The organism is Paenibacillus sp. KS1 (assembly GCF_001680695.1).
GTDB lineage: Bacteria > Bacillota > Bacilli > Paenibacillales > Paenibacillaceae > Paenibacillus_B > Paenibacillus_B suaedae.
In genome coordinates this window covers 1-21965 of the sequence record NZ_MAIS01000026.1, presented here as the reverse complement: position 1 = coordinate 21965, position 21965 = coordinate 1, and the positions used below count along the sequence as shown (strand labels likewise).

General features: G+C 46.1%; 19 protein-coding genes. 4 read left to right on the top strand and 15 right to left on the bottom strand.

Annotated elements, in window-relative coordinates; genetic code table 11:
* Nucleotides 1-96 precede the first annotated feature (96 nt).
* Complete coding sequence (locus tag BBG47_RS11000; protein WP_065291741.1) at nt 97-1623, top strand: flavocytochrome c; 1527 nt, start codon at nt 97-99, stop codon at nt 1621-1623.
* Between the two features lie 222 nt (nt 1624-1845).
* On the top strand, nt 1846-2523 hold the full coding sequence (locus BBG47_RS10995) for a hypothetical protein (protein WP_065291740.1): 678 nt from the start codon (nt 1846-1848) through the stop codon (nt 2521-2523).
* 132 nt (nt 2524-2655) lie between these two features.
* Here BBG47_RS10995 and BBG47_RS10990 read toward each other — a convergent pair whose 3' ends face one another.
* The 9 genes from BBG47_RS10990 to BBG47_RS10950 all read right to left on the bottom strand — a co-directional run bounded on the left by BBG47_RS10990 (nt 2656) and on the right by BBG47_RS10950 (nt 13653).
* Nucleotides 2656-4371: a methyl-accepting chemotaxis protein gene (locus tag BBG47_RS10990; RefSeq protein WP_065291739.1), complete on the bottom strand. Its 1716-nt coding sequence runs from the start codon at nt 4369-4371 to the stop codon at nt 2656-2658.
* Between the two features lie 334 nt (nt 4372-4705).
* Nucleotides 4706-5683 carry a class II fructose-bisphosphatase gene (gene glpX / locus BBG47_RS10985; RefSeq protein ID WP_065291738.1) on the bottom strand — a complete coding sequence of 326 codons (978 nt, stop codon included), beginning with the start codon at nt 5681-5683 and terminating at the stop codon, nt 4706-4708.
* 41 nt (nt 5684-5724) lie between these two features.
* Nucleotides 5725-6528 carry a pyruvate, water dikinase regulatory protein gene (locus BBG47_RS10980; protein WP_021253774.1) on the bottom strand — a complete coding sequence of 268 codons (804 nt, stop codon included), beginning with the start codon at nt 6526-6528 and terminating at the stop codon, nt 5725-5727.
* Between the two features lie 16 nt (nt 6529-6544).
* Nucleotides 6545-7153: a helix-turn-helix transcriptional regulator gene (locus tag BBG47_RS10975; protein ID WP_227774997.1), complete on the bottom strand. Its 609-nt coding sequence runs from the start codon at nt 7151-7153 to the stop codon at nt 6545-6547.
* 222 nt (nt 7154-7375) lie between these two features.
* Nucleotides 7376-10105, bottom strand: a complete 2730-nt coding sequence (ppdK, locus tag BBG47_RS10970; RefSeq protein ID WP_065291737.1) for a pyruvate, phosphate dikinase — start codon at nt 10103-10105, stop codon at nt 7376-7378.
* Nucleotides 10102-10281 carry a GapA-binding peptide SR1P gene (locus BBG47_RS10965; RefSeq protein ID WP_021253777.1) on the bottom strand — a complete coding sequence of 60 codons (180 nt, stop codon included), beginning with the start codon at nt 10279-10281 and terminating at the stop codon, nt 10102-10104. Before BBG47_RS10965 ends, ppdK begins: the two co-directional genes overlap by 4 nt.
* Nucleotides 10242-11300 carry a type I glyceraldehyde-3-phosphate dehydrogenase gene (gene gap, locus BBG47_RS10960; protein ID WP_065291736.1) on the bottom strand — a complete coding sequence of 353 codons (1059 nt, stop codon included), beginning with the start codon at nt 11298-11300 and terminating at the stop codon, nt 10242-10244. Before gap ends, BBG47_RS10965 begins: the two co-directional genes overlap by 40 nt.
* A gap of 375 nt (nt 11301-11675) precedes the next feature.
* Nucleotides 11676-13127 (bottom strand): IS1182 family transposase, encoded by a 1452-nt coding sequence (locus BBG47_RS10955; RefSeq protein ID WP_065291735.1) that lies wholly within the window; start codon nt 13125-13127, stop codon nt 11676-11678.
* 181 nt (nt 13128-13308) lie between these two features.
* Nucleotides 13309-13653, bottom strand: a complete 345-nt coding sequence (locus BBG47_RS10950; RefSeq protein ID WP_065291767.1) for a CHY zinc finger protein — start codon at nt 13651-13653, stop codon at nt 13309-13311.
* Between the two features lie 219 nt (nt 13654-13872).
* Here BBG47_RS10950 and BBG47_RS10945 point away from each other — a divergent pair, with 219 nt between their 5' ends.
* Complete coding sequence (locus BBG47_RS10945; protein ID WP_065291734.1) at nt 13873-14409, top strand: superoxide dismutase family protein; 537 nt, start codon at nt 13873-13875, stop codon at nt 14407-14409.
* A gap of 84 nt (nt 14410-14493) precedes the next feature.
* Here BBG47_RS10945 and BBG47_RS10940 read toward each other — a convergent pair whose 3' ends face one another.
* The 3 genes from BBG47_RS10940 to BBG47_RS10930 form a co-directional block, all read right to left on the bottom strand.
* Nucleotides 14494-15462 carry an ABC transporter substrate-binding protein gene (locus tag BBG47_RS10940; protein WP_065291733.1) on the bottom strand — a complete coding sequence of 323 codons (969 nt, stop codon included), beginning with the start codon at nt 15460-15462 and terminating at the stop codon, nt 14494-14496.
* Nucleotides 15463-15572: 110 nt separating this feature from the next.
* Nucleotides 15573-17192, bottom strand: coding sequence for a helix-turn-helix domain-containing protein (locus BBG47_RS10935; RefSeq protein ID WP_065291732.1), 1620 nt, complete (start codon nt 17190-17192; stop codon nt 15573-15575).
* Nucleotides 17193-17380: 188 nt separating this feature from the next.
* Nucleotides 17381-18223: an aldo/keto reductase gene (locus BBG47_RS10930; protein WP_065291731.1), complete on the bottom strand. Its 843-nt coding sequence runs from the start codon at nt 18221-18223 to the stop codon at nt 17381-17383.
* A 352-nt stretch (nt 18224-18575) separates the two neighbouring features.
* On the opposite strand from BBG47_RS10930, the gene BBG47_RS10925 reads away from it, so the two are divergent.
* On the top strand, nt 18576-20174 hold the full coding sequence (locus BBG47_RS10925; RefSeq protein ID WP_254659801.1) for a M3 family metallopeptidase: 1599 nt from the start codon (nt 18576-18578) through the stop codon (nt 20172-20174).
* Nucleotides 20175-20248: 74 nt separating this feature from the next.
* Here the strand turns inward: BBG47_RS10925 and BBG47_RS30680 are convergent, their stop codons facing one another.
* The 3 genes from BBG47_RS30680 to BBG47_RS10915 all read right to left on the bottom strand — a co-directional run bounded on the left by BBG47_RS30680 (nt 20249) and on the right by BBG47_RS10915 (nt 21827).
* Complete coding sequence (locus BBG47_RS30680; RefSeq protein ID WP_254659800.1) at nt 20249-20626, bottom strand: hypothetical protein; 378 nt, start codon at nt 20624-20626, stop codon at nt 20249-20251.
* Entirely contained in the window at nt 20592-21296 is a 705-nt protein-coding gene (locus BBG47_RS10920) for a phosphotransferase enzyme family protein (RefSeq protein WP_254659799.1), read from the bottom strand. The genes BBG47_RS30680 and BBG47_RS10920 overlap by 35 nt, the downstream gene beginning before the upstream one ends.
* A 264-nt stretch (nt 21297-21560) precedes the next feature.
* On the bottom strand, nt 21561-21827 hold the full coding sequence (locus BBG47_RS10915) for a CD3324 family protein (RefSeq protein WP_021253788.1): 267 nt from the start codon (nt 21825-21827) through the stop codon (nt 21561-21563).
* Nucleotides 21828-21965 lie beyond the last annotated feature (138 nt).

Sequence of the window (21965 nt, the reverse complement as noted above, 5' to 3'; positions counted from 1 at the left end):
CATAGCACACCCAACATCTGGTTTGCTTCGTCTGATTTTATTCTGGGTATTGAAACTATGTTCATTTATAAAGAGATAGAAAGTGGAGGGTTTCACATGAGAAAGAAAGCTACAGCAACAATGATTCTTCTTCTGTCGATCATGCTTATCATCGCAGGATGCGGTGGTAATGGGAACAAGACGCAGGATCAAGACAACGCAGCAAAAACGGAGAAACCAGAAACAGAAGCTGTGTCCGGCGCTTCTAAAGCGAGCTATACCCCTATCGATCAACTGAAAGACAAATATGATATCATCATCATCGGTGCTGGCGGAGCGGGAATGACGGCTGCTCTTGAGGCCAAAGCCAAAGGCATGAATCCGGTTATTTTCGAAAAAATGCCAGCAGCCGGCGGAAATACGATGAAATCCTCTTCGGGTATGAATGCATCTCAAACCAAGTTCCAAAAAGAGCAAGGCATTGAAGACAATAACGACCTCTTCTTCGAACAAACATTAAAAGGTGGTCACGGTACGAACGACAAAGAAATGCTTCGTTATTTCGTCGACAATTCCGCAAGCGCAATCGACTGGTTGGATTCCATTGGCATTCGCTTGAACAACCTTACGATTACTGGCGGTATGAAGGAAAAACGTACACACCGACCTGAAGACGGATCTGCAGTTGGACAATATCTCGTCAGCGGCTTGGTTAAGAATGTACAGTCTAAAGGAATTCCGGTTTTCGTAAATGCAAAAGTTACTGATATAACAGAAAAAGACGGAAAAGTGAACGGCGTTAAAGTCCTCTTCGAAGAGAAGGATGAGAAGAACATTGCCGCAAACGCAGTTGTTGTCACAACAGGCGGTTATGGTGCTAACATGGACATGATCTCCTCTGTTCGCCCTGATTTGAAAGGTCTCGTAACAACGAACCAAATCGGCAGCACTGGTGACGGCATTACGATGATTGAGAAGCTCGGCGGCGTAACTGTAGATATGGATCAAATTCAGGTTCACCCTACTGTACAGCAAGAGAAGTCCTATCTTATCGGGGAAGCAGTTCGCGGTGAAGGTGCAATCTTGGTTGATAAAGACGGCAAACGATTCACGAACGAGCTGGATACTCGCGATAACGTAACGGCAGCAATTAATAAACTGTCTGACAAAGCAGCTTACCTTGTATTTGATTCTGGCGTGAAATCCCGTGCAAAAGCTATTCAACAATACGACAAAATGGGATTTGTCATCCAAGGTGAAACGGTTGAAGATTTGGCCAAAGTAATGGGCGTTCCGGGCGACCAGCTCAAAGCTACACTTGATACATGGAACGGCGCGGTGAAAGACAAAAAAGATGCTGAATTCGGCAGAACAACAGGCATGGACAACGAATTGTCCGCTGGACCATTCTATGCAATCAAAATTGCTCCTGGTATCCACTACACAATGGGCGGCGTAAAAGTCAACACAAACACCGAAGTTGTAACCAAGGATGGCAAGGCTATAACAGGTCTCTACGCAGCAGGTGAAGTCATCGGCGGCCTGCACGGTGAGAACCGTATCGGCGGCAACTCCGTTGCAGATATCATTATCTTCGGTCGCCAAGCAGGTATTAAATCTGCTGAATTCGTAAAAGCACAATAAAGCTAGTATATCTCCCCCCTCAAACGCTTGGGCTCTTCGCAGTCCAAGCGTTTTATTTATATGTACACACTTTCCTTCCAATGATCACTCCCTCTTGACGCTGGGAAAGTGACAGTTTGCTCGAATAATAAGCAATTAGAACTATTGATTGTAGACCTCTGTTCCTCTACTATCTAGCTATGATTTCCTTTCATTTGTGTGAATAAAAAGGAGTGGGATGAATTGAGAAAAGCACTAGTCGCTTCTCTAACTAGCGCTGCATTACTAGTCGGTCTAGGCACTGGCGTGTATGCAGGCACCAACCTGAAGAAGATTGAGGCTTACTTGGACAGCACTGCTAAGGTGAAGGTGAATGGAAAGGCAGTTCAGTTCAATGATGACAAGGGATTGGCACTGCAACCGATTAGGTATAACGGCAACGTATATGTACCAGTTAAAGGCATTGGCAGCGCATTGAATGTTGCAGTTGCCATCGACTCGAAAACAAATGAAATCATTGTGGGCGAAAAAGTTAACGGCACTCCTCTAAATGCAGAAATTTTTTCGAACTCTTACTACTCCAAAGACCCCGCACAAACGACCTACAGCGGCAAAAATTATAAGGAAGTCATCTATGATCATTCTGATAGTTCGCAAGCGCCATCCATCATCGTCACTCCTAACAAAAAATATCAGAAGATCGTCATCAAGCTTGCTGCAATCGATCAAGAGTTAACGAATATCGAGATTTCCGATCTCGACAAGAACGCACTGCTAAAGAAAGTAGATTCGATTCTTCCTGAAGATGGACTCAAAGAAATTGAAGCCAATATTGGCGGTGTAAAAAATGTTGTTATCAGCTTCCAAGTCAAGGGCGGCGGTGGATACTTTATTCCACTCATCGACTCCTATTATAAATAATCGTATACATAAAGGATGTGCTGCGGCACATCCTTTTTCTGTACATAATGTTTCTGCTTCGTTTACAAAATAAATAACCGGCCGCTATTTCTAGCAACCGGTAATACAATGAAATCCCCATTCTACATGCGATTATAGCTTGAAACGATTCACCATCTCCTGCAGCTCTTCCGCCATTTGCTTCAACTGTCCGATCGAAGCAGAAATGGTCTCTACAGAGGCAAGCTGCTCCTCAGATGCAGCCGCCACCGATTGTACGGTGGAAGACGTATCTGCTGCAATCTTCGCCATTTCGTCAACTGAAGCAGTAATCTCCTCAGTACCTGCTGACATCTGTTCTGTCGCAGCTGATGTCTCCTGTACTTGCCCTGTCACTTGCTGCACCAGCGCCATGATGTGCTCGAACATCTGCCCTGCCTGCGCAACAACCTTCATACCTGACGCAACATCCTGACGTACATAAGCCATTGCATTTACCGTTTCCTGCGTGCTGTTTTGCATTTCCACAATAAGCTCGGCTATTTGCTTGGCAGATTCACTAGACTGTTCAGCCAGCTTGCGTACCTCTCCGGCAACGACTGAGAACCCTCTGCCGCTCTCCCCGGCTCTTGCTGCTTCAATCGACGCATTGAGCGCAAGAAGATTCGTCTGCCCTGCAATATTCGTAATAACATCAATAATGTTCTCGATCTGCTGAGAATGATCATGCAGCTGTTCAACAGCAGATTCCGTTGTTTGTACGGATTGGTTAATTGACTTCATCTGCTCCATCGCATCGACGATCGTTGCATTGCCCTGCTCAGCTTGTATGGCCGAATGATTGGCCAATTCTGCAACGCTCGATGTATTTTCGACAATCGATTGAATACCGCGCGCAAATTCTTCAAGCGCAATCGCATTTTCCTCCGATGCTGTCTGCTGCAGCTGCGCACCCGATGCGACCTGTTCCATTGAAGCGGCAATATGCTCTGTCGCTTGCGCCGTTTCATTCGCATTGTCAGAGACTAAGCGTGAATTGTGAAGCAGTTGCACCGAACGCTCATGCACCGTGCTCATAATCGAGGACAAACCGTCTATCATCTTGTTGAAGTCCTTCATCAGCACCCCGATCTCATCCTTCGAATCATAGGAGCCGCGAACCGTGAGATCTCCTTGTTCTGCTTGTTTCATCAAGGTTTGCATTTGTCGAAGCGGCTTCACAATCAGATTGGCGATCACATATCCAACTAGCACGCATACAAGCAGTGAAATCATTCCTATGATTACATTCGTCGTGGTGGAAGCTTTCGTTAGCTCCGTTGATTTCTTCGCTTGCTGCTCCGCCAAATTTTCATTCCACTTTACAAGCTCGGTCAACACTTCTTGTACCTTGCTGCGAGACTCGCGTACATTGTGTACGTAATAGTCATATGCCTCTTCATTCTTATTCGCGATTGCCAACTCTATAGCACGAATATTACTATCGCGATATGGCTTTAGCGCCTTCTCATACTCAGCTACGAATGTTTTTTCCTCATCCGTTTGCAAGACTTCCTTATATTTCTTCATGAGTGTATCACTTTCACCACGGAAACGAGCAATAGATGCTTTGAGCTCACTATTCCGCCGATCATCACTGCTTGCCATTAATTCGAATATGGCGGAGTCAATGGAACGGTTATTCACCATAATCTGCTTCACCCACATGATCGACATCAGATTATGCTTGAAAATGGTGTCGTTCTTATGATTGATCTCATTCATGGCGCGATACGAAGTCAGCGTACTTAATGCCAGCAGCAAAATGCCTACACCAACCAGTATAAAAATTTTAATTGAAGTACGCAGGTCTCTAAATCTAAACTTCATGCTTTCTCTCCCCTCTATGTAACTTTATCATTATCGACAAAATCAGACATAATTTTTATAGATGCTATGACTTTTTATCTGTTTTTCTGAAAATTTACTGCAAATACATCATATTCAAGGTACTCTGATCGTCAAATAAACACAACAAAAAACCCATCATTGAATGTACGCTGCCAGCCGCTGCAATCCAGCTCTCGCACGTATATTCATGATGGGTCTCGTCTACAAAAAGAGAAGTACATTTGGATTTGTGATCGTAGAGGATCATGTTCCCTTGCTGCATCTTCATTCCGGTGAAGGACGGTCTTTTCATTTGAAATGAAGTCGTCGTCTTCTATCCATGCATCCCTGCCGCATACTTAAGCTTGATCGACATATTGTGCACACACCGCAAGTACCGTATGGTTCCTGTGTTCGCACGCATGATGACCGAGTGCGTCTCCACACGCTGACCAGGTAAGTTACGAACCCCATTCAGCAAGTCGCTATTTGTGATGCCCGTCGCTGCAAATATGATATCGCCTGTACCTACAAGCTGTTCCATTCGAAGCAATGAATCAGGCTGTTGAATCCCCATCCGCTTGCAGCGCTCTAGCTGTTCCCGACTCTGCACCATGAGCCGACCCTGCATTTCTCCTCCAAGACAGCGGAGAGCTGCAGCAGCCAGCACGCCTTCCGGTGCTCCGCCAGAGCCGACGTACAGATCAACGCCACTCTCGATAATTGCCGGTACAATCGCACCGGATACATCCCCATGATCAAGCAGCTTAATCCGAACTCCACTGCTGCGTAGGGCTTCAATAAGTTCACGATGGCGATCTCGCTGAAGAATCATGACCGTGAGATCTTCTACAGACTTGCCCAGCCTTGCTGCGGACTTCTCCAGTGTTACCTCAATCGGATCATCTAAATTGACGTGGCCTGCGAGCAGCGGGCCTACGGCTAGCTTCTGCATATACATATCTGGAGCGTGCAGAAGATTGCCCCTCTCTGCAATAGCGATGACTGACATTCCGTTATTCAATCCATTCGCGACAACTTCTGTTCCTTCTAGCGGATCCACTGCGACATCAACATCCGGCCCGAAGCGGCTCCCAACCTTCTCTCCAATATAGAGCATTGGTGCCTCATCCATTTCACCTTCACCGATTACAACCGTCCCATTAATCGGAACGGAATCGAACATTTCCCGAATAGCAGAGGTAGCGGCATAATCCGCGCCATGCTTGTCACCCCGGCCGATCCAGGAGGCTGACGCCAGAGCGCCTGCCTCTGTAACACGTGCGATTTCCAGAGCTAGCTGACGATCCATCTCCACTTCTCTCCCTTTTATCTACGACAAGTTGATTTCACTCACGTAATCAAATCCATGACAATGCCTGCAGTTTCCTCAATTGCTTTATCCGTCACATCGATGACAGGGCAACCTAATCGGTCGAACAATGAACGGGCATATTCCAATTCCTCGACGATGCGATCGAGCGAAGCATATCTAGCTAAGACAGGAAGCCCCATCGTCTTCAGCCGCTCAGAACGGATCTTCAATAGATGCTCAGCGTTCATCGTCAAACCGATTATTTTACTTGGGGAGATGCTGTACAAGTGCTCTGGCGGCTGAATTTCAGGCACTACCGGATAATTGACAACCTTCTTCCCCTTATGAGCCAAGAAGACGCTCAATGGTGTTTTGGAGGTGCGAGAGACCCCTAACAGCACAATATCCGCCTTCAGGATCGCATGCAGATCCTTGCCATCATCACACTTGACAGCGAACTCCACGGCTTCAACGCGCTGAAAATAATCGGCATCCAAACGATGCAGCAATCCTGGCATTCGCTTCGGCTGATCCGCAAACGTATCGACGAAAGCTTGAATCATCGGCCCCATAACATCCACAGCTCGAACATTTAGACGGATTGCATGCTCTTTAATGGCTTCCCGCAATTCAGGCTGAACGAGCGTATACGCGACAAATCCTCCGGATTCGGCAGCCTCCTCCATCAACATGCGGAGCTCTTCCTCATTGCGCACATTCATATAGCGCTTAATCCTGATTTGCGGCGCTTCGAATTGGCGTATTGTCGCCTTCACTACAGCCTCTGCCGTCTCCCCGACGGAATCTGAACACACGGTTATCGTATATGACGCGTTCCCCATACGCTTCGTCCCCCTGCTAATCCTGGTCTACTTTGTCGAGCATCAGCTTGATGATCGTCGTCTTCGTTATTCGTCCTACGACATTCCCTTCCAGATCAGAACGATTCTCTGGGTAAGATACGACCGGAAGGCTGTCTACTTGGTGATGTATCATTTTACGCGCAGCTTCCAATACAGATTCCTCTGGCGTAATCGTTACAATATTCGGTTGTCTGGTCATCACCATGCTGACAGGCATCGAGGACGCATTCGGATTGCCTAATGTAACCTTAAGCAAATCCTTGCGCGAAATGACACCTGCAAGCTTGCCGCCTTCATCGGTTACAATGAGACTGCCGATGTTCTCTAAGAATAAGGTGACAACCGCATCCTGTACTGTCGTCTTCACATCAACCACAACTGGCATGCCCTGAACCTGTCCGACCTTCATGTTGCGCAGGACGTAGGAATCCGACTCCTTCTTCTCCGCCTTCTCCCCGAGAAAATAGCCTACCTTGGGCTTTGCCGCAATATAATCGAGCATGACCAGCAAGGATAAATCCGCACGAATCGTAGGTCTACTGACCGTCAACATCTCCGCGATTTGTTCTCCCGTAATGGGGGCATGCTTCTTGACGATTTTAATAATTTCTAACTGTCTCGTTGTTAGTTCGATAGCGCATCCCTCCGTTTCATGCTATAAAGGTCGCCTTGAATCACGATCCCTGCCCATACGTGAAATACGTAGGATTCTGTTCATCTTCTGACAAGATTATAGCATTCTGGGCGGAAAGTGCGTAACTCCCAATTGCAGAAGATCACGTACTCCGCCCCGTAAGTCATGCGCAGGGTTATAAGGTCAAGCTAATCATACCGCTGCTTCTTGTGATGATTGATCTACTGGCCGTTCTCCTGCATGTGATTCTGCTTGTCGCCTTAATGCGCCTCCCAGACGGATCTGCGCCTGTGCCGCTGCAATACGAGCGACTGGAAGCCGATACGGAGAGCAGCTGACATAATCCAAGCCGATCTGATGGCAGAACATAATGGATTCATAGTCGCCACCATGCTCCCCACAAATGCTGGTCGTGAGCATCGGGTTAACGGAGCGGCCTTGATTGACCGCCATCTCAATCAGCTTGCCAACACCTTCCGTATCCAGCACTTGAAATGGGTTATGAGGAAGCAGCTTATTTTCCACGTAATGCGTTAGGAACTTCCCCTCCGCGTCATCTCGACTATAGCCAAATGTCATTTGCGTCAGATCATTCGTACCGAAGGAGAAGAAATCCGCCGAACGAGCAATTTCGCCTGCTGTTAATGCCGCGCGAGGCACTTCGATCATCGTTCCTACCTTATACATGCAATTACGTCTCTCTTCACCCAATACCTGTTCCGCCACGAGATCGACAATGTTGCGCAGGAATTGCAGTTCATTAACGTGACCGACAAGTGGGATCATAATCTGGGGCTGAACTGCAACACCATCACGAAGACAACGCAGCACAGCTTGGAATATTGCTTCTACCTGCATCTCATAAATTTCGGGGAACATAATTCCAAGTCTACAGCCACGCTGTCCGAGCATTGGGTTCGTTTCTTCCAGATCCCGAACTCGGCGGATCATCCGTTCAAGCTCCTTGCGCTCATATTCCTGCTCACGTTCTTCTTGTCCCGAGGAGCGAAGTGCATCCAATCGCTCTGTAAGCTCCTCAAGATTCGGGAGGAATTCATGCAGCGGGGGATCGAGCAGGCGTATGGTAACCGGCAATCCGTTCATCTCACGGAACATATCTTCGAAGTCTGCACGCTGCATTGGCAAAAGCCGATTCAATGCCAGCTGACGATCGATATCCTTATCTGCCATAATCATTTGCTGTACGATAGGCACTCTTGCCGGTGACAGGAACATGTGCTCTGTTCTGCACAGGCCGATACCTTCCGCACCGAATTCTCTTGCTTTGCGGGCATCCGCTGGTGAATCCGCATTCGCGAGTACCTTCATCGCACGAATCTCATCCGCCCATTGCAAGATGAGCAGCATCTCGGGTGATACATTGGCATCTTGAAGCTCAATTCTCCCCGGTATTACCTGTCCACTGCCCCCATCAATCGTAATCCAATCTCCCTCTCGAAGGACATTCCCCTCGGCGATCAGCTGACGCTGCTCCTCATCAATCTGCAGCGCTTCACAGCCGCACACACACGGCTTACCCATCCCCCGAGCTACAACGGCAGCATGACTGGTCATACCGCCACGCAGTGTTACGATCCCTTCTGCGGCAACAATACCATGGATATCTTCCGGTGTTGTCTCCATCCGAAGGAGAATAACCGGCTTCCCTAGTCGCTTCCACTCATCTGCTGTGTCGGCGTCGAACACCGCTTGCCCACATGCCGCGCCTGGTGAAGCAGGAAGCCCAGTCGCGATTGCACGATAGCCCGCAGCTGTATGAAGCGAACGATGAAGCATATGATTCAGGTGCTGCACATCAATTCTCATTACGGCCTCTTCCTTGCTAATCAGGCCTTCCTTCACTAAATCGGCTGCAACTTGCAGGGCAGCTCTAGCATTGCGTTTGGCATTGCGGGTCTGGAGCAAATACAACTTCCCGTTCTCGATCGTAAACTCAATATCCTGCATATCCCGATATTGAAGCTCTAACTGCTTAGCGCATAAAGTCAGCTCCTCATAGGCATGTGGCATCGTTACTTCGAGCTGCGAGATCGAAACTGGCGTTCTTGTACCACCAACTACATCTTCACCCTGCGCGTTCATGAGGTATTCACCAAATAAGTCGGGTTCTCCTGTTGATGGGTTGCGTGTAAACAACACGCCAGTTCCACTTGTCTCCCCCATATTTCCGAATACCATCGACTGTATATTGACAGCAGTACCCTGATCGTGTGGGATGTGATGCACCTTCCGATATACCTTCGCTCTTGGACTCGACCAAGACAGAAATACAGCCTCAACTGCTTCTTGAAGCTGCTGCTTCACATCCTGAGGGAATAAGCGTTCCGAGCGCACTTCAATGAGCTGCTTGAACTTCTGAACAAGAGAACACAGCGATTCTTCCGTAAGCTGTTGATCCTCGGTGCACCCAGCGAGCAGCTTTTCTTGCTGAAGTATGCGTTCGAAATGGACAGCCTCGATATTATAGACAACAGAGCCATACATTTGAATGAAGCGGCGATAACAGTCATAAGCGAATCTGCGATTTTGCGTGAGCTTAGCCAATCCTTCTACTGTCTGATCTGTAAGCCCAAGATTGAGTATCGTATCCATCATTCCAGGCATTGATGTCACAGCGCCTGATCGAACCGATACAAGCAGCGGGCATTCAGCACTGCCGAATCGGCGCTGCTGCACTCTTTCCAGTTCCACCATTGCACGCATTACTTCATCCATTAATCCCTCGGGAAGTCGGCATCCATTGCTGTAATACTGTCTGCACATTTCTGTCGTTATGGTGAAGCCTGGCGGGACTGGGAGTCCCGCCTTCGTCATTTCAGCCAAATTAGCACCTTTGCCGCCCAGCAGCTCAGCATCCTCTTTGCCACCATTTCGGAACGAATTCACGCGCACACTTATCAAGCCGTAGCACTCCCCTCTTGCTCGCGGCACGCTTCTTTGTCACACACCATATATTTCGTCTTCACGCCATTCGTAGGCAGTGTATCAATAATGTCATCACAATATCGGCAAATGATTGTGCCCAAGTCGTTCTCTTTTACATACTGATCAATGAGCTCATCGATTTGGTTCCGCATGATTGTTCTACCTCCTCGGATTGGACGAACATATACTTGACGAAATCCGTTACACGGCATGCGTATGCCCATTCATTGTCATACCATGCCAGCAGCTTCACCTGATACCCTGATGTTTGAATTGATAACCCATCAATAATTGCAGATTTGTTGTTGCCAATATAATCGGAGGAGACAAGCGGCTCCTCATTGTATTCTACATAATGCCCCATGCCTTCCTTAATCGCATTTGTAAATGCGCGGACGATGTCTTCCTTCGTAACTTCACAGTGCAAATGAGCAGTAAGGTCGACTAAGGATACATTTTGCACGGGAACTCGCAAGGACAGACCCTGAACCCGCTCCGCCAGATGGGGCAGAATATCCTTCAAGGCTTTGCCAACTCCTGTTGAAGTTGGAATAATGGAGCTGCCGCAAGCACGGCCTCTTCTCCAGTCCGAATGTGCATTATCCAGATGCTTCTGATCATTCGTATACGCATGGACCGTCGTCATCCAACCGTAGCCCAAGCCAAATTCCTGATCAAGAACATGAAGAAGCGGAGCTAGACAATTCGTTGTGCAGGAAGCAGTAGAAATAAGTGTATGCTCCTGCGGATCATATGCGTGCTCGTTCACGCCCATTACGATAGTACAATCCAGATCCTTACCTGGGGCTGTCACGACAACCCGCTTTGCTCCCGCTTCCAGATGCAGGGATGCTTCTGAACGACTCTTAAACTTCCCTGTTGCATCAACGACAACATCAATTCCGTGCTCTCTCCATGGCAGCAGTTCTGGGTTGCGTTCGCTTACTAACGGAATCCGATGTCCCCGAATGATAAGGCATTGATCTCCCGCCTTAATATCTTCCTCCCAGCGACCGTGAATCGAATCATACTTCAAGAGATGCGCCAATTGATCAGGTGCACAGGTAGAATTAATAAGGCCAAGTGATGCACCGTTTCCATTCATGAACAGACTGCGAATAACTAATCTGCCGATTCTTCCTGTACCACTCACACCGAGTCGTTTCAGCATATATCGTTTGAACCTCCTTTGCTCAACTCATATATTACGTCATAATAAATGGAATTTCAATATATAATACACACTATATTCGATTTTATTTCGGTAATCAACGGTTAAAATGTGTATTATAATGAAAATTGGGTGCATATAATACATACTATACATAACATTAAGCATGTCTTAATGACCACAAACAACTGCACATTCCTAGCCATAGCTAGATCCCACAAAAAAAAGATGACCTCTGATCCATTCGAGGCCACTGAAGAACTAGCCATTTTCTTCAGATGCTATTTAGACAACAGAAAAGAAGACATTCGTACCGCATTTCGAGACGAATGTCTTCTTTTTGTGGGTCTAGCTTAGCTGGTTTTCTAGTAATCCTCAGTCCACTAGCTTCAATATTCGTTTGAGATTTACAGCGAATATCGCCATCGCGCCTTGCAATTGCATGCCAAGCAGACCCGAGGATGTGGCTACATCATACCCGTGCCTATGTTTGAGTTCGCTATTTTTGGCTTCAATTTTGTAGCGTTCCTTAGATTTCGCCTTGAAATATTCTGTTTCCTGGAACGCTATCTGCTCCACGTGTTCATCAGACTTTATCGTCACTGAGTACGTTTTGCTCTTAGCTCCTTCTTTGTAACAACCTTCCTTCAATGGGCAGCGTTTACAAATTTCCACATCGAAAAAATAGGTCTTCAGCTGGTTTTTACTGACACCTTTCTTACCCTGTCGTGCTTTCCGAATCGCTATGTGTCCGGCTGGACAAACGTACATTCCAGCATCTTTGTTAAACAGAAATTCGTTCTCTTTCTTGCGAGCGCCTTGGGTAATTAGTGGATTCAGCTTCGCTACAAGTTCAATTTCGTTCTGTTTCGTGTAGATCAGGTTATCTTTCTCCGAATACGCCGTATCCCCAATCACCGTTTTGACCTGCATTCCAGCAGCTTGGCTTTTTTCGATCAGTGTTTGCAATTGCTTGCCATCATTTTTCTCGCCTGTCGTAATTACGGCTGCTGTTATGAGTCGTTCCTCGGTCATTGCTAGATGTGTCTTGTAGCCGAAAAAGGCGCTATCTGCACTCTTGTGTCCTACGCGTGCATCTGGATCTGTTGCAAGTTGCAGTTGCTCCACATCATCCTCAATTGTTTCTCTCAGAAGATTAAGCGGTTCCAGAACTTTTGGCACCTGTGCGATTCCAGATTCCTTTTCAATAAAGGCGACAAGCTTTTGGCAGTATGCGATTTCGTCTTCAAGCACGTTGTTCATGTTCTTCGCTGGCATCTTTGTTTTGACCGACTCGTCCATGCTGTAAACAACCTTACGCAGCTTTCGAGCACGGTCTTGTAGGATTTCTTGCGGTGACTTCTGGTTGTAACGTGCTTTCGTATGTGTAGCATCTACGATGATAGAGGTACTCTTTAAGATATTCCGCTCGATTGCAAGGGCCACTGTCTGATCGATGAGCATGTCGAGCAGATTCATGTCTTTCAATCGCAATTTGCGGAATTTTGTCAGGGAACTCGGGTCGATTACCGAGTCTTCCGGCGCCATGCCGAGGAAATATTTAAATGACATGTCGTACTTCGAACGCTCGACAATATCTACGTCAGACAGTTCAAAGATAGCTTTCAACAGTAAGTATTTAAACATGCGGATGGGGTCGATGGCGTTGCGTCCATTATCCAAACAATATTTTTCTTCCAGTTCCTCATATATAAAGGTGAAGTCCACCAGTTCATTAATTTGACGGAGCATGTTGTCCTTCGGCACGACGATGTCGTACAATGCCACATAAGGACTCAGAACCAAGGTTTGTTGTTGACGAATCATCTCGCTCACCCGCTCTCCATGATGCTTTCATTATAAGCAAAAAAAAGGTACAGCTTCCTCAATTTTCTTGGGGGGGGGCTGTACCTTTAACATGAGATGGACTTTTTCAGTGGCCTCGATCCATTCAGAAGTCATCTTTTGTGTATTCCATAGTAAGAAAGTATATTTTCCGTCTGCTTCTCTAGCCTTTACTAACAACCGCCGTTACCTTCTCTTGTTCAAAATACAAATGATCGTGGTTCTTGCATCCTGGGTTAAATGAGGTTCGACATATCGGGCACTTATAGTTACAACTAAGATACTCATGAATCGTGAGCTCCGTATGGCAATTGCCACATAAAATCGCCTTCGTACCCCATTCCGCTATTGGCCATACCATAGGCTCGTGATCCTCTGCCTCCTCATGACAATAATAGCAGCCATAATACGTGCCACAGCATTTGAACTTAATCGCAATTACGTCCACCTCTGATTGATAATGACGGCATCTCGTATTCGCGTCAATTGCGCCTTTCACCTGAATCATGCTCAACCCTCGCTTTAGGCTTTCTTCCAACAGCATGCACCTCATGCTAATTCGAACATCATGCACCATGCTAACGCCCTGTCTAGATTCTTCCTGTACAAGCATACCATATCTGTGATTGTTAATCCCTTAACCATAAGCAAATTGAAGAAAGACGGTTTTCTTTCTGAAAAATAGGTGAACACTGTTACCGACACGATATAACTCAAGGAGGTCAACATGAAGAAATTCGTATTCGCGTGCCTGCTGATAAGCTGTCTGCTGCTTAGCGCATGTGTAGCTAAGGAAACAATGGCCGGAGTGAAGTCTCCCAGTGTAAACGTAAATATAATTAACACGAAAGGAGATTCCATCGGTACGGCACAGCTAACTCAAGTCGGCAATAAGGTTCAAATGGCGATCGATGTCCAAAGTCTGTCACCAGGTAAGCATGGCATACACTTTCACGCGGTAGGCCGTTGCGATACCCCTGACTTCAAGACCGCTGAGGCCCATTTGAACCCGACTCATAAGGAGCATGGCTTTGAGAATCCGAAGGGTTACCATAGTGGCGATTTGCCAAATCTAGAGGTAGGAGAAGACGGCAAAGCGCAAGCCACCTTCACAACTGAGATGGTCACGCTGGAGAAGGATAAGCCGAATTCGCTGTTGAAGTCAGGTGGTACAGCGTTAATCATCCATGCACAGCCTGATGATTATACGACTGATCCGTCAGGCAACTCAGGTGATCGAATTGCATGTGGGGTCATTCAATAGGAATGGTCATAAGAGTAAGGGGCTTCCACCCGTCTTCCTTGATGATGTAATGGCAGCCCCTTATTGTTTGCTAGACGCCGTCACCTATTTGCGCGTAAATAGGTTTACCGCCTCATCCAACGATTTAAGCTGGCCAAGAGCCGAGTAATCTAACCATGGCTGCTGTTCAATCGTATGAACGTTGCCGTTTTTAACCGCCTTTAGATGTTTCCAGATGGAGCTATCCTCCAACTCTTTGAACAGCTGCTGCGCAGCCTTGTCAGCAGATACCTCAAGCAGAATGTGATCGGGATCGAAATCCGGCAGCAGCTCGCTGGAGATGGATTGCGGCCCTTCCTTTCCTCGGCCTATACTTTCTAAGCCCTTGGCGGGTTTAATCCCCAAATCTTGATAAAGCAACGAGCCATAATTGCGATCTAATCCGTATACTCTGAGCTCTTTTTTCATGACGCGCAGCACTAACACCGTCTCGTCACCAAGCACTTGCTTGATAGATTCTTTTGCTGTAGCGGCTTTTTGCTTATAATCGGCAATGAACGCTTCGGCCTCCTTTTCTTTGCCTAACGCCTTACCGAGTTGCTGCAACTGTTCTTGCCAGGTCGATTGCTTGAAATTAAGCACAATTGTCGGCGCAATCTTCTCAAGTTCATCCTTGCCCTTTATCAGCTCTTCCTGCGCGATGATAAGGTCTGGTTCCACGTTCACGAGCGCTTCAAGGTTGGGATCTTGGGAATTCCCTAAATTTTGCGTATGTGGCAAGAGATCAGCTACATGTGGGAGAAACTCTTTACCTTTTTGCGTAACCGCTCCTATCGGGGTAATTCCTAAAGCAAGCAAGTCGCTCGTAAAAGGAATAGATAATACCGCAATCCGTTTGTCTGCTCCTGCAATATCAGCTGGCGGCTTCGTATCGGAAGTGGCCGTTTGAACCTGTAATGATTTCCCCGATTCACTCTGTTTATTTGAGGGCACTTGCCCGCTGCATGCTGCAGTAATCATTACGAGTAATGTGCAGATACAAGTAAGTATCTTCATGCGATGTCGTGTAATCATGATGCCAAAACCCCTTTATATGTTGTTTAAATGAAAATGATAATCATTATTATGATCGAACTCTATCCATTAATCCATGCCATATCTTTAGATATCTATTTGTATAATTTTTATTTTGCAGCCATGAGCAGACTTACGGCCTCGCTGAGTTGACTTTCAATTGACCGTGGAGAATACATCATCCATTTGTCCCAATCCAACACATGCACATTACCATACTTCACGGCAGGAAGACTGCGCCAGCCTTCGCTCTGCTGCAACTCTTTTATGGAATCTCTCGCCCACTCTCCAGACTTCGTTACAAGGAACAAATAGTCCGTATCGCAATCAGATAAATTTGCTGTGGTCGCAGACATCCAATTAAAGACCGTTCCAGGCAAGTGCTTATCTATTTCTCTTTGAATTTGTTCAGGTGGTGATAAATTCAAAGATCGATAAAACACATGTCCAATGTTGCGCGCGCCATATAGTTTTACTTTATGATCGACAAATGTAAGCAGCCCAACCGTACCTTCCCCGATCATTGCTTTTACTTTTTTTTGGTCGCGCTCGACTCGTTCTTCGTGACGTGCTATCCATTCATAAGCTTCATTTTCTTTACTCACAAGACGGGCAATCTCGCGCATGTGTCCGAATACGTCTAAACGCTTCCAAGGAATCGTTACAATGGGAGCGATATCCCCAAAATACCTGTTCATTTGCTGGGAAATGTGATCCTTGCACAAAATCATATCGGGCTTGTTCATCAATAACGTTTCTCGATATCGTTCCCACAATCGATCATAGACTGGCATAGACATCATTGGCGCTTCTTTATCGATATGTATGGCTAATGGCTTCACGCCCAGTGTTAAAAGATGGTCTGTGTATGGCTGAGAGAGTGACACGATATGTATATGCTGCTGCTTCATATATGCGGTTGGTGCGATTCCGCTGTATGTCTTAAATCGCCTGCTGAAATAAAACTCATCCTTGTATCCTACATCTTGGGCAATATCGCGTATTTTTCCGTTTGGCTGCAGCAATTGCTTCTTCGCCTGATTCATGCGCAGATCGGTCAAATACTCGATTGGACTCTTCTTCATTTTCCGTTTGAATAGTTGAGAGAAGTAAGAAGGATTCATACCAGTCAGATCCGCTAGCTTGGCCAAGGTAATATTCGTGGAAAATGCCTGCTGGATATACTCAATCGTGTAATCCAGCAAATTGTCGGTGCTCTCTAATATCGTGGACATCCTGTTGTCAAATATGACGCTTAATAAATCATGTAGATAAGGCTTATTAGGGGAATGATCCATACGCGTTATAGAGGGGCTGTCCTTGAATATTAATCGAATCAAGCGTCTAATGCGAGGATGCTGCTCGACCCGTATTTCCCCGTTACCAGGCAAAGTCAACTCCTTCTCATATACTCTTCTCTTATCGCTCCATTCCATTGCGCGATAGATGTCGAACTCGATTTTATAGAGGTGCAGTCCATGTTCCGCGGCGCATTCAGCTGCAAGAACGGTTCCGACCGGCAAAAGAAAAACAGTATTCGGCAGCAGCTCGGCGGCATTACATCCGTCGTTCATGTACAATTTTCCCTTACCATTCACCACATACAGTAACATATGAGATATAAGCTCTTGTTTCGCCCATCGACTACCATCGTGAATTTCAACCTGCTCCATTTGTTTGATTTCCAACAAGGTCTTATGTAAAAAGGCGTTGTGTATATCCTCTTTCACCACTTTCCTCCTACTCCTATCATTCGTTAACCACGATTGTTTAATTAATAATGATTCTCAATATCAGGGACTTATTTTCTCATGTTCGTTTTCATTTGTCCATAGATGATGCATGATGACCGTTCAATAAACGTAAAAAGGCTGCCCCTTGTCACACTAGTGACTTGGGCAGCCCTTCGTTATTCAATTTAGAAGTCGAAATTGTCAGGATCTGGACCAACACGATGATGTTGATTCAATCCATCAATGCGCTCCATCTCTTCTGATGTCAATTCAAAATCGAAAATGGAGGCATTCTCAACGATCCGATGTTCCTTGATCGATTTCGGAATGGTAATGACGCCATGCTGCAGATCCCAGCGCAAGATTACTTGCGCAACCGATTTTCCGTGCTTGCTAGCAATTTCTTGCAATTCAGGTTGATCAAGCAGTTGTCCTTGCATAAGCGGAGACCATGCCTCAAACTGAATGCCTTGCTCCATGCAATATTCGCGCAGCTCTTGCTGTGTCAAGCGTGGATGGAATTCGACTTGGTTGATCATCGGCTTAATTTCTGCATCCTTCATTAAATCTTGCAAATGATGAATGTGGAAGTTGCTTACCCCGATTGCTTTCACGCGACCAGATTTATATAAGGTCTCCAACGCTCTCCATGCGTCTTTAATCTTACCTTCTACCGGCCAATGAATCAGATACAAATCCAAATATTCGAGACCGAGCTTCTTCAAGCTTGCATCATAGGCTGCAAGTGTAGATTCATAACCCAAGTCCGAATTCCACACCTTCGAAGTGATGAACAAGTCTTCTCTCGCGATACCCGCTTCTTTCAATCCGATTTGGATTCCTTGGCCTACGCCTGCTTCATTTCCATATATAGCTGCAGTATCAATACTGCGGTATCCATTCTTGATTGCTGCCGCAACGGAATCGACAACTTCGGAACCGTCATTCACCTTGAACACGCCAAGTCCGAACCACGGCATTGTCACTCCATTATGCAATGTCACTCTATCTTGTAAATTCGCTGCCATTTCACGTTCCTCCTAAGTCTTCTTCATAAGAATCCACCTATACACGTCATGTGATCGGCGAATTTCACCATAACGCGATACATGCATTATGGCTTACATGGAATCGAAATGGAAGTACGCACTTTGAAGTGTTCTAGTAACCTAAAAGTAACCTTGTTACCTTCAAGTAACTGTAATTGGCTCTGCCTGTTTTCTTTTAATTTCTCGGGTATACCTAACTATAGCATCAACATACCTACATAATTGTACGATTAATGCCATAAATCAAGAATTCCAAATTACATTATTTTGGTATGGTAATAACTATAAACTTACACATTGTGCTAGTAGTGTTATGGAGAGGAGAATTCATATGGATGTCATGGATGTGGAGTCTTTTTTGCAGCGTGAGAACAAGAATCTTCAGGAGCTAAGCGTAAAGATTGGTCAAACAGGATGGATGGTAACTTCTACAGGTGAGGAATCATGGAATGATGCGTTGGAGGTTGCTCGAAATGAATGGAAGCGTTATTTATCAGATACAGAGCGGTTCGCCCTCATTACGAAGCACCTAGAGAATAAGCAGCTTACATCATTACAACAACGTCAGCTTACAGAGCTTCACCACTTTATGATCAATCAACAGTTAGATCCGCAGCTGGCTGAACGCTCTACTCGCATGACAAAGGAACTAGTGGACATTTTCAATTCCTACCGTCCTACCATACAGAACCAGCATGTATCAAATAATGATATTCGTACGATTCTGGAAACGAGTCTTGATCCGGAAGAACGCAAGCAGGCATGGCTCGCTAGCAAGCAAATCGGCAAGCAGGTCTGCGATCGCGCGCTGCAGCTTATCCAGCAGCGCAATGAAGAGGCTCGCACACTTGGTTACGACAATTATTATCAGATGCAATATAGCGCGCAGGATCTCGATCTTGACGTCGTATTTGCCTTAATCGATGAGCTGCTTGTCCAGAGTGAAGAACCGTATCGGCTCGTGAAGCAGCAAATTGACGAGGAACTAGCTCAAAAGTTTCGTATTACGGTATCGCAGCTTAGGCCTTGGCATTATTCAGATCCGTTCTTTCAAAGTACGCCTGCCGTCAGTGAATGGAGTATGGCTGAGTATTTACAAAATGAAAGGATGGAAGCCATTACAGCAGAGACGTTTCAAAGCATGGGGCTCAATATCACAGATGTAATCGCACGCAGTGACCTATATCCGCGCGATAAGAAATATCCATATGGGTATTGCACGGATATGGGACGTACGGGCGAACCACGCGTCATGATGAGCATGAATCCGAGCGAATTTTGGATGAGCGTGATGCTGCACGAGTTCGGTCATGCGGCATATGAGAAAAATATTGACGCAGCGCTGCCTTTCCTTCTACGCAAGCCTGCCCATACGCTTACTACCGAAGCGATTGCGATGCTCTTTGGCCGAATGACAAAGGATCAGGATTGGATTACCCGCTTCATCAAGCCGGAACCCACCGCCTTTTCATCCCATGCCTCTGCCCTGCGCGATACTCTTCAACGCGAGATGCTGGTCAGTATGAGATGGTATATTACATTTGTGAAGTTCGAGCGCGAGTTGTATGAGCGTCCGCATACCAATGTGAATGAACGTTGGTGGCAGCTCGTAGAAGAGATCCAGCACTTGCAAGCGCCAGAGGATACCCGGCATCCGGACTGGGCTGCCAAGATGCATTTCACGCTCGCTCCCGTAAGCTATCAAAGCTATATATTAGGTGAGCTGACCGCTTCCCAACTGCATCATTATATCATGACGAACATTTCGCGGGACTTGTTCTCTCTAGAAGCTGGAACTTATGTAAAGGAGCAAGTTTTCTTCCCTGGCGCGACATGGACATGGAATGATCTATTGAAACGTGCAACGGGCGAGCCACTTCATCCTAAGTATTTTGTCCAACAGTTCGTAAGCTCGCACTGCAAACAATAATACAACAATCGTACTCGTACATATGGGGAATGCAAGAGAGAATAATATCTCGCTGCGCATTCCCCTTGCACGTTCTAATGAGAAGTGATGTTCACCGGGTTCACTGGACTTCCTATTTGAACCGGATCAACTCGGCGGAATAAAAACGACGAATCTTGCAAAAAGGCATGCAAATACGTTTGTGCAAATACCTGTTCGGATTTCAGATTTTCCGTCTCTTCCGGATTTGCAGCATGATGACAGTAGTTCTCGATCATAAACATGATAAAAAAACACTCCACCTGCTGAATATAGCCGCTGGACAGCTTTTTCATATTTTCATATCCTGCAATAAACTGCTTGCGCTGATTTACACCAAGTCCTAATAGTGCACCCGCCATATCATAAAGATAATAACCATAACCGCACCGACCAAAATCAATCGGACGGCTCTTCCCCGGTATATACAACATTCCCTGTATGCAAATCAGCATGAATCAGACCATATGTATCAGCATTTCGTTCCATCCCGGCAACTTGAGCAATAACCTTATCGGCCGCTGCTTGATAGAGATCCCAACCTTGCTCGGCTAAAAATCGAGGGTAATATCGTTCGAGCTTCTTGAACCCCTTTCTAAAACTGTCAATGCCCCAGGCGGGACGTGTGAAATCAGAGGAAGGAACATAATGTGCAGCTTCCTCATGGAGTCGTGCCATCATCGTACCCGTTCGATACGCTTGGCTATCCGTTAATGCCATTGCATGCTCCCCTTCTACCCATCTCATCAACGTGACATCGGGCCTGCAATAACCCGTTTCCGTTTCCACTTCAATTACATAGGATCCATCCTTGCTCGCCACCCCAGTCGGCACTGTCAGCTCCATCGAATGATGCAACATCTGAAGAAAGGCGAGTTCGGAAGCAATCTCATCTCGACTGCACCGATCCGAGTGAATACGCGGTAGATAACGTTCTTGAGGAGTCGCTTCAATCATATACGTAATCGTATCCGACAACTGTATGAACTGGATTTTTTCCCATGCGATGTCATACTTCTGAATAGCATTTAGCGCCACATTTCTCGCCCGTGCCAGCAGCACATGTTTCTCTTCGTTCGTGTCGAATTGAAAGAATGAAATCATTTTTCTCCACTCCAATATTGAGCATATTCGAGCACTTTGCCACATGAAGTTCGTATCGAAGGTTGGATGTTCTTATCGAACTATTTCTCGGTCGACACATTCATAAGCAGCTCTTACAGCCTTTATTGTAGTAGGTGCACTCCAAGCAACATAGGGAAAAAATCATTTAAAACAAACATTACAAAAACGCTGCAAGAAGCTGCAACATGTTGCAAGAAAAAGACTGCACCAGATCCCTCTGATGCAGTCTTTACATCCAAATCACTATGATTTTGTATATACAATCTTCTTAATGCTGTCCGAGGATAAGCAATATTGCTCTGCAAGCTCATCTACCGTTGAGCCCGCTGCAAAGGAATGACGAATAGCCGTGTTCCGCCTGTTCAACATCTTCCTGCCTCCCGATTGTTCGCCCCATTTCTTATGCTGCGACTTCGGCGCAGGGACATACAGCAGTCCGCCTTGGATATATTTTTGAATCTCTTGAATCAATGTCTTGGGTAATACTCGATCTGCATTTACATATTTCATCTTCGCTCTACCCCTTACAGAAATGTACTGTGAAGAGAGCAAAGTCTAAGCTATCAACTTCATAACTTCATTTGAAGTCATGGCGGTATCTATTTCATTCAGGCTTCAGCTCTATACAAACAACCGCCGTTGTTTATA

What these genes read in the sequence shown, in the direction of transcription:
- BBG47_RS11000 (WP_065291741.1), top strand. Translation starts at nt 97, where the DNA reads ATGAGAAAGAAAGCTACAGCAACAATGATTCTTCTTCTGTCGATCATG.
- BBG47_RS10990 (WP_065291739.1), bottom strand. Translation starts at nt 4,371, where the DNA reads ATGAAGTTTAGATTTAGAGACCTGCGTACTTCAATTAAAATTTTTATA.
- glpX (WP_065291738.1), bottom strand. Translation starts at nt 5,683, where the DNA reads ATGGATCGTCAGCTAGCTCTGGAAATCGCACGTGTTACAGAGGCAGGC.
- BBG47_RS10980 (WP_021253774.1), bottom strand. Translation starts at nt 6,528, where the DNA reads ATGGGGAACGCGTCATATACGATAACCGTGTGTTCAGATTCCGTCGGG.
- BBG47_RS10965 (WP_021253777.1), bottom strand. Translation starts at nt 10,281, where the DNA reads ATGCGGAACCAAATCGATGAGCTCATTGATCAGTATGTAAAAGAGAAC.
- gap (WP_065291736.1), bottom strand. Translation starts at nt 11,300, where the DNA reads ATGCTGAAACGACTCGGTGTGAGTGGTACAGGAAGAATCGGCAGATTA.
- BBG47_RS10955 (WP_065291735.1), bottom strand. Translation starts at nt 13,127, where the DNA reads ATGATTCGTCAACAACAAACCTTGGTTCTGAGTCCTTATGTGGCATTG.
- BBG47_RS10950 (WP_065291767.1), bottom strand. Translation starts at nt 13,653, where the DNA reads ATGATTCAGGTGAAAGGCGCAATTGACGCGAATACGAGATGCCGTCAT.
- BBG47_RS10945 (WP_065291734.1), top strand. Translation starts at nt 13,873, where the DNA reads ATGAAGAAATTCGTATTCGCGTGCCTGCTGATAAGCTGTCTGCTGCTT.
- BBG47_RS10940 (WP_065291733.1), bottom strand. Translation starts at nt 15,462, where the DNA reads ATGATTACACGACATCGCATGAAGATACTTACTTGTATCTGCACATTA.
- BBG47_RS10930 (WP_065291731.1), bottom strand. Translation starts at nt 18,223, where the DNA reads ATGGCAGCGAATTTACAAGATAGAGTGACATTGCATAATGGAGTGACA.
- BBG47_RS10925 (WP_254659801.1), top strand. Translation starts at nt 18,576, where the DNA reads ATGGATGTCATGGATGTGGAGTCTTTTTTGCAGCGTGAGAACAAGAAT.
- BBG47_RS30680 (WP_254659800.1), bottom strand. Translation starts at nt 20,626, where the DNA reads ATGTTGTATATACCGGGGAAGAGCCGTCCGATTGATTTTGGTCGGTGC.
- BBG47_RS10920 (WP_254659799.1), bottom strand. Translation starts at nt 21,296, where the DNA reads ATGATTTCATTCTTTCAATTCGACACGAACGAAGAGAAACATGTGCTG.
- BBG47_RS10915 (WP_021253788.1), bottom strand. Translation starts at nt 21,827, where the DNA reads ATGAAATATGTAAATGCAGATCGAGTATTACCCAAGACATTGATTCAA.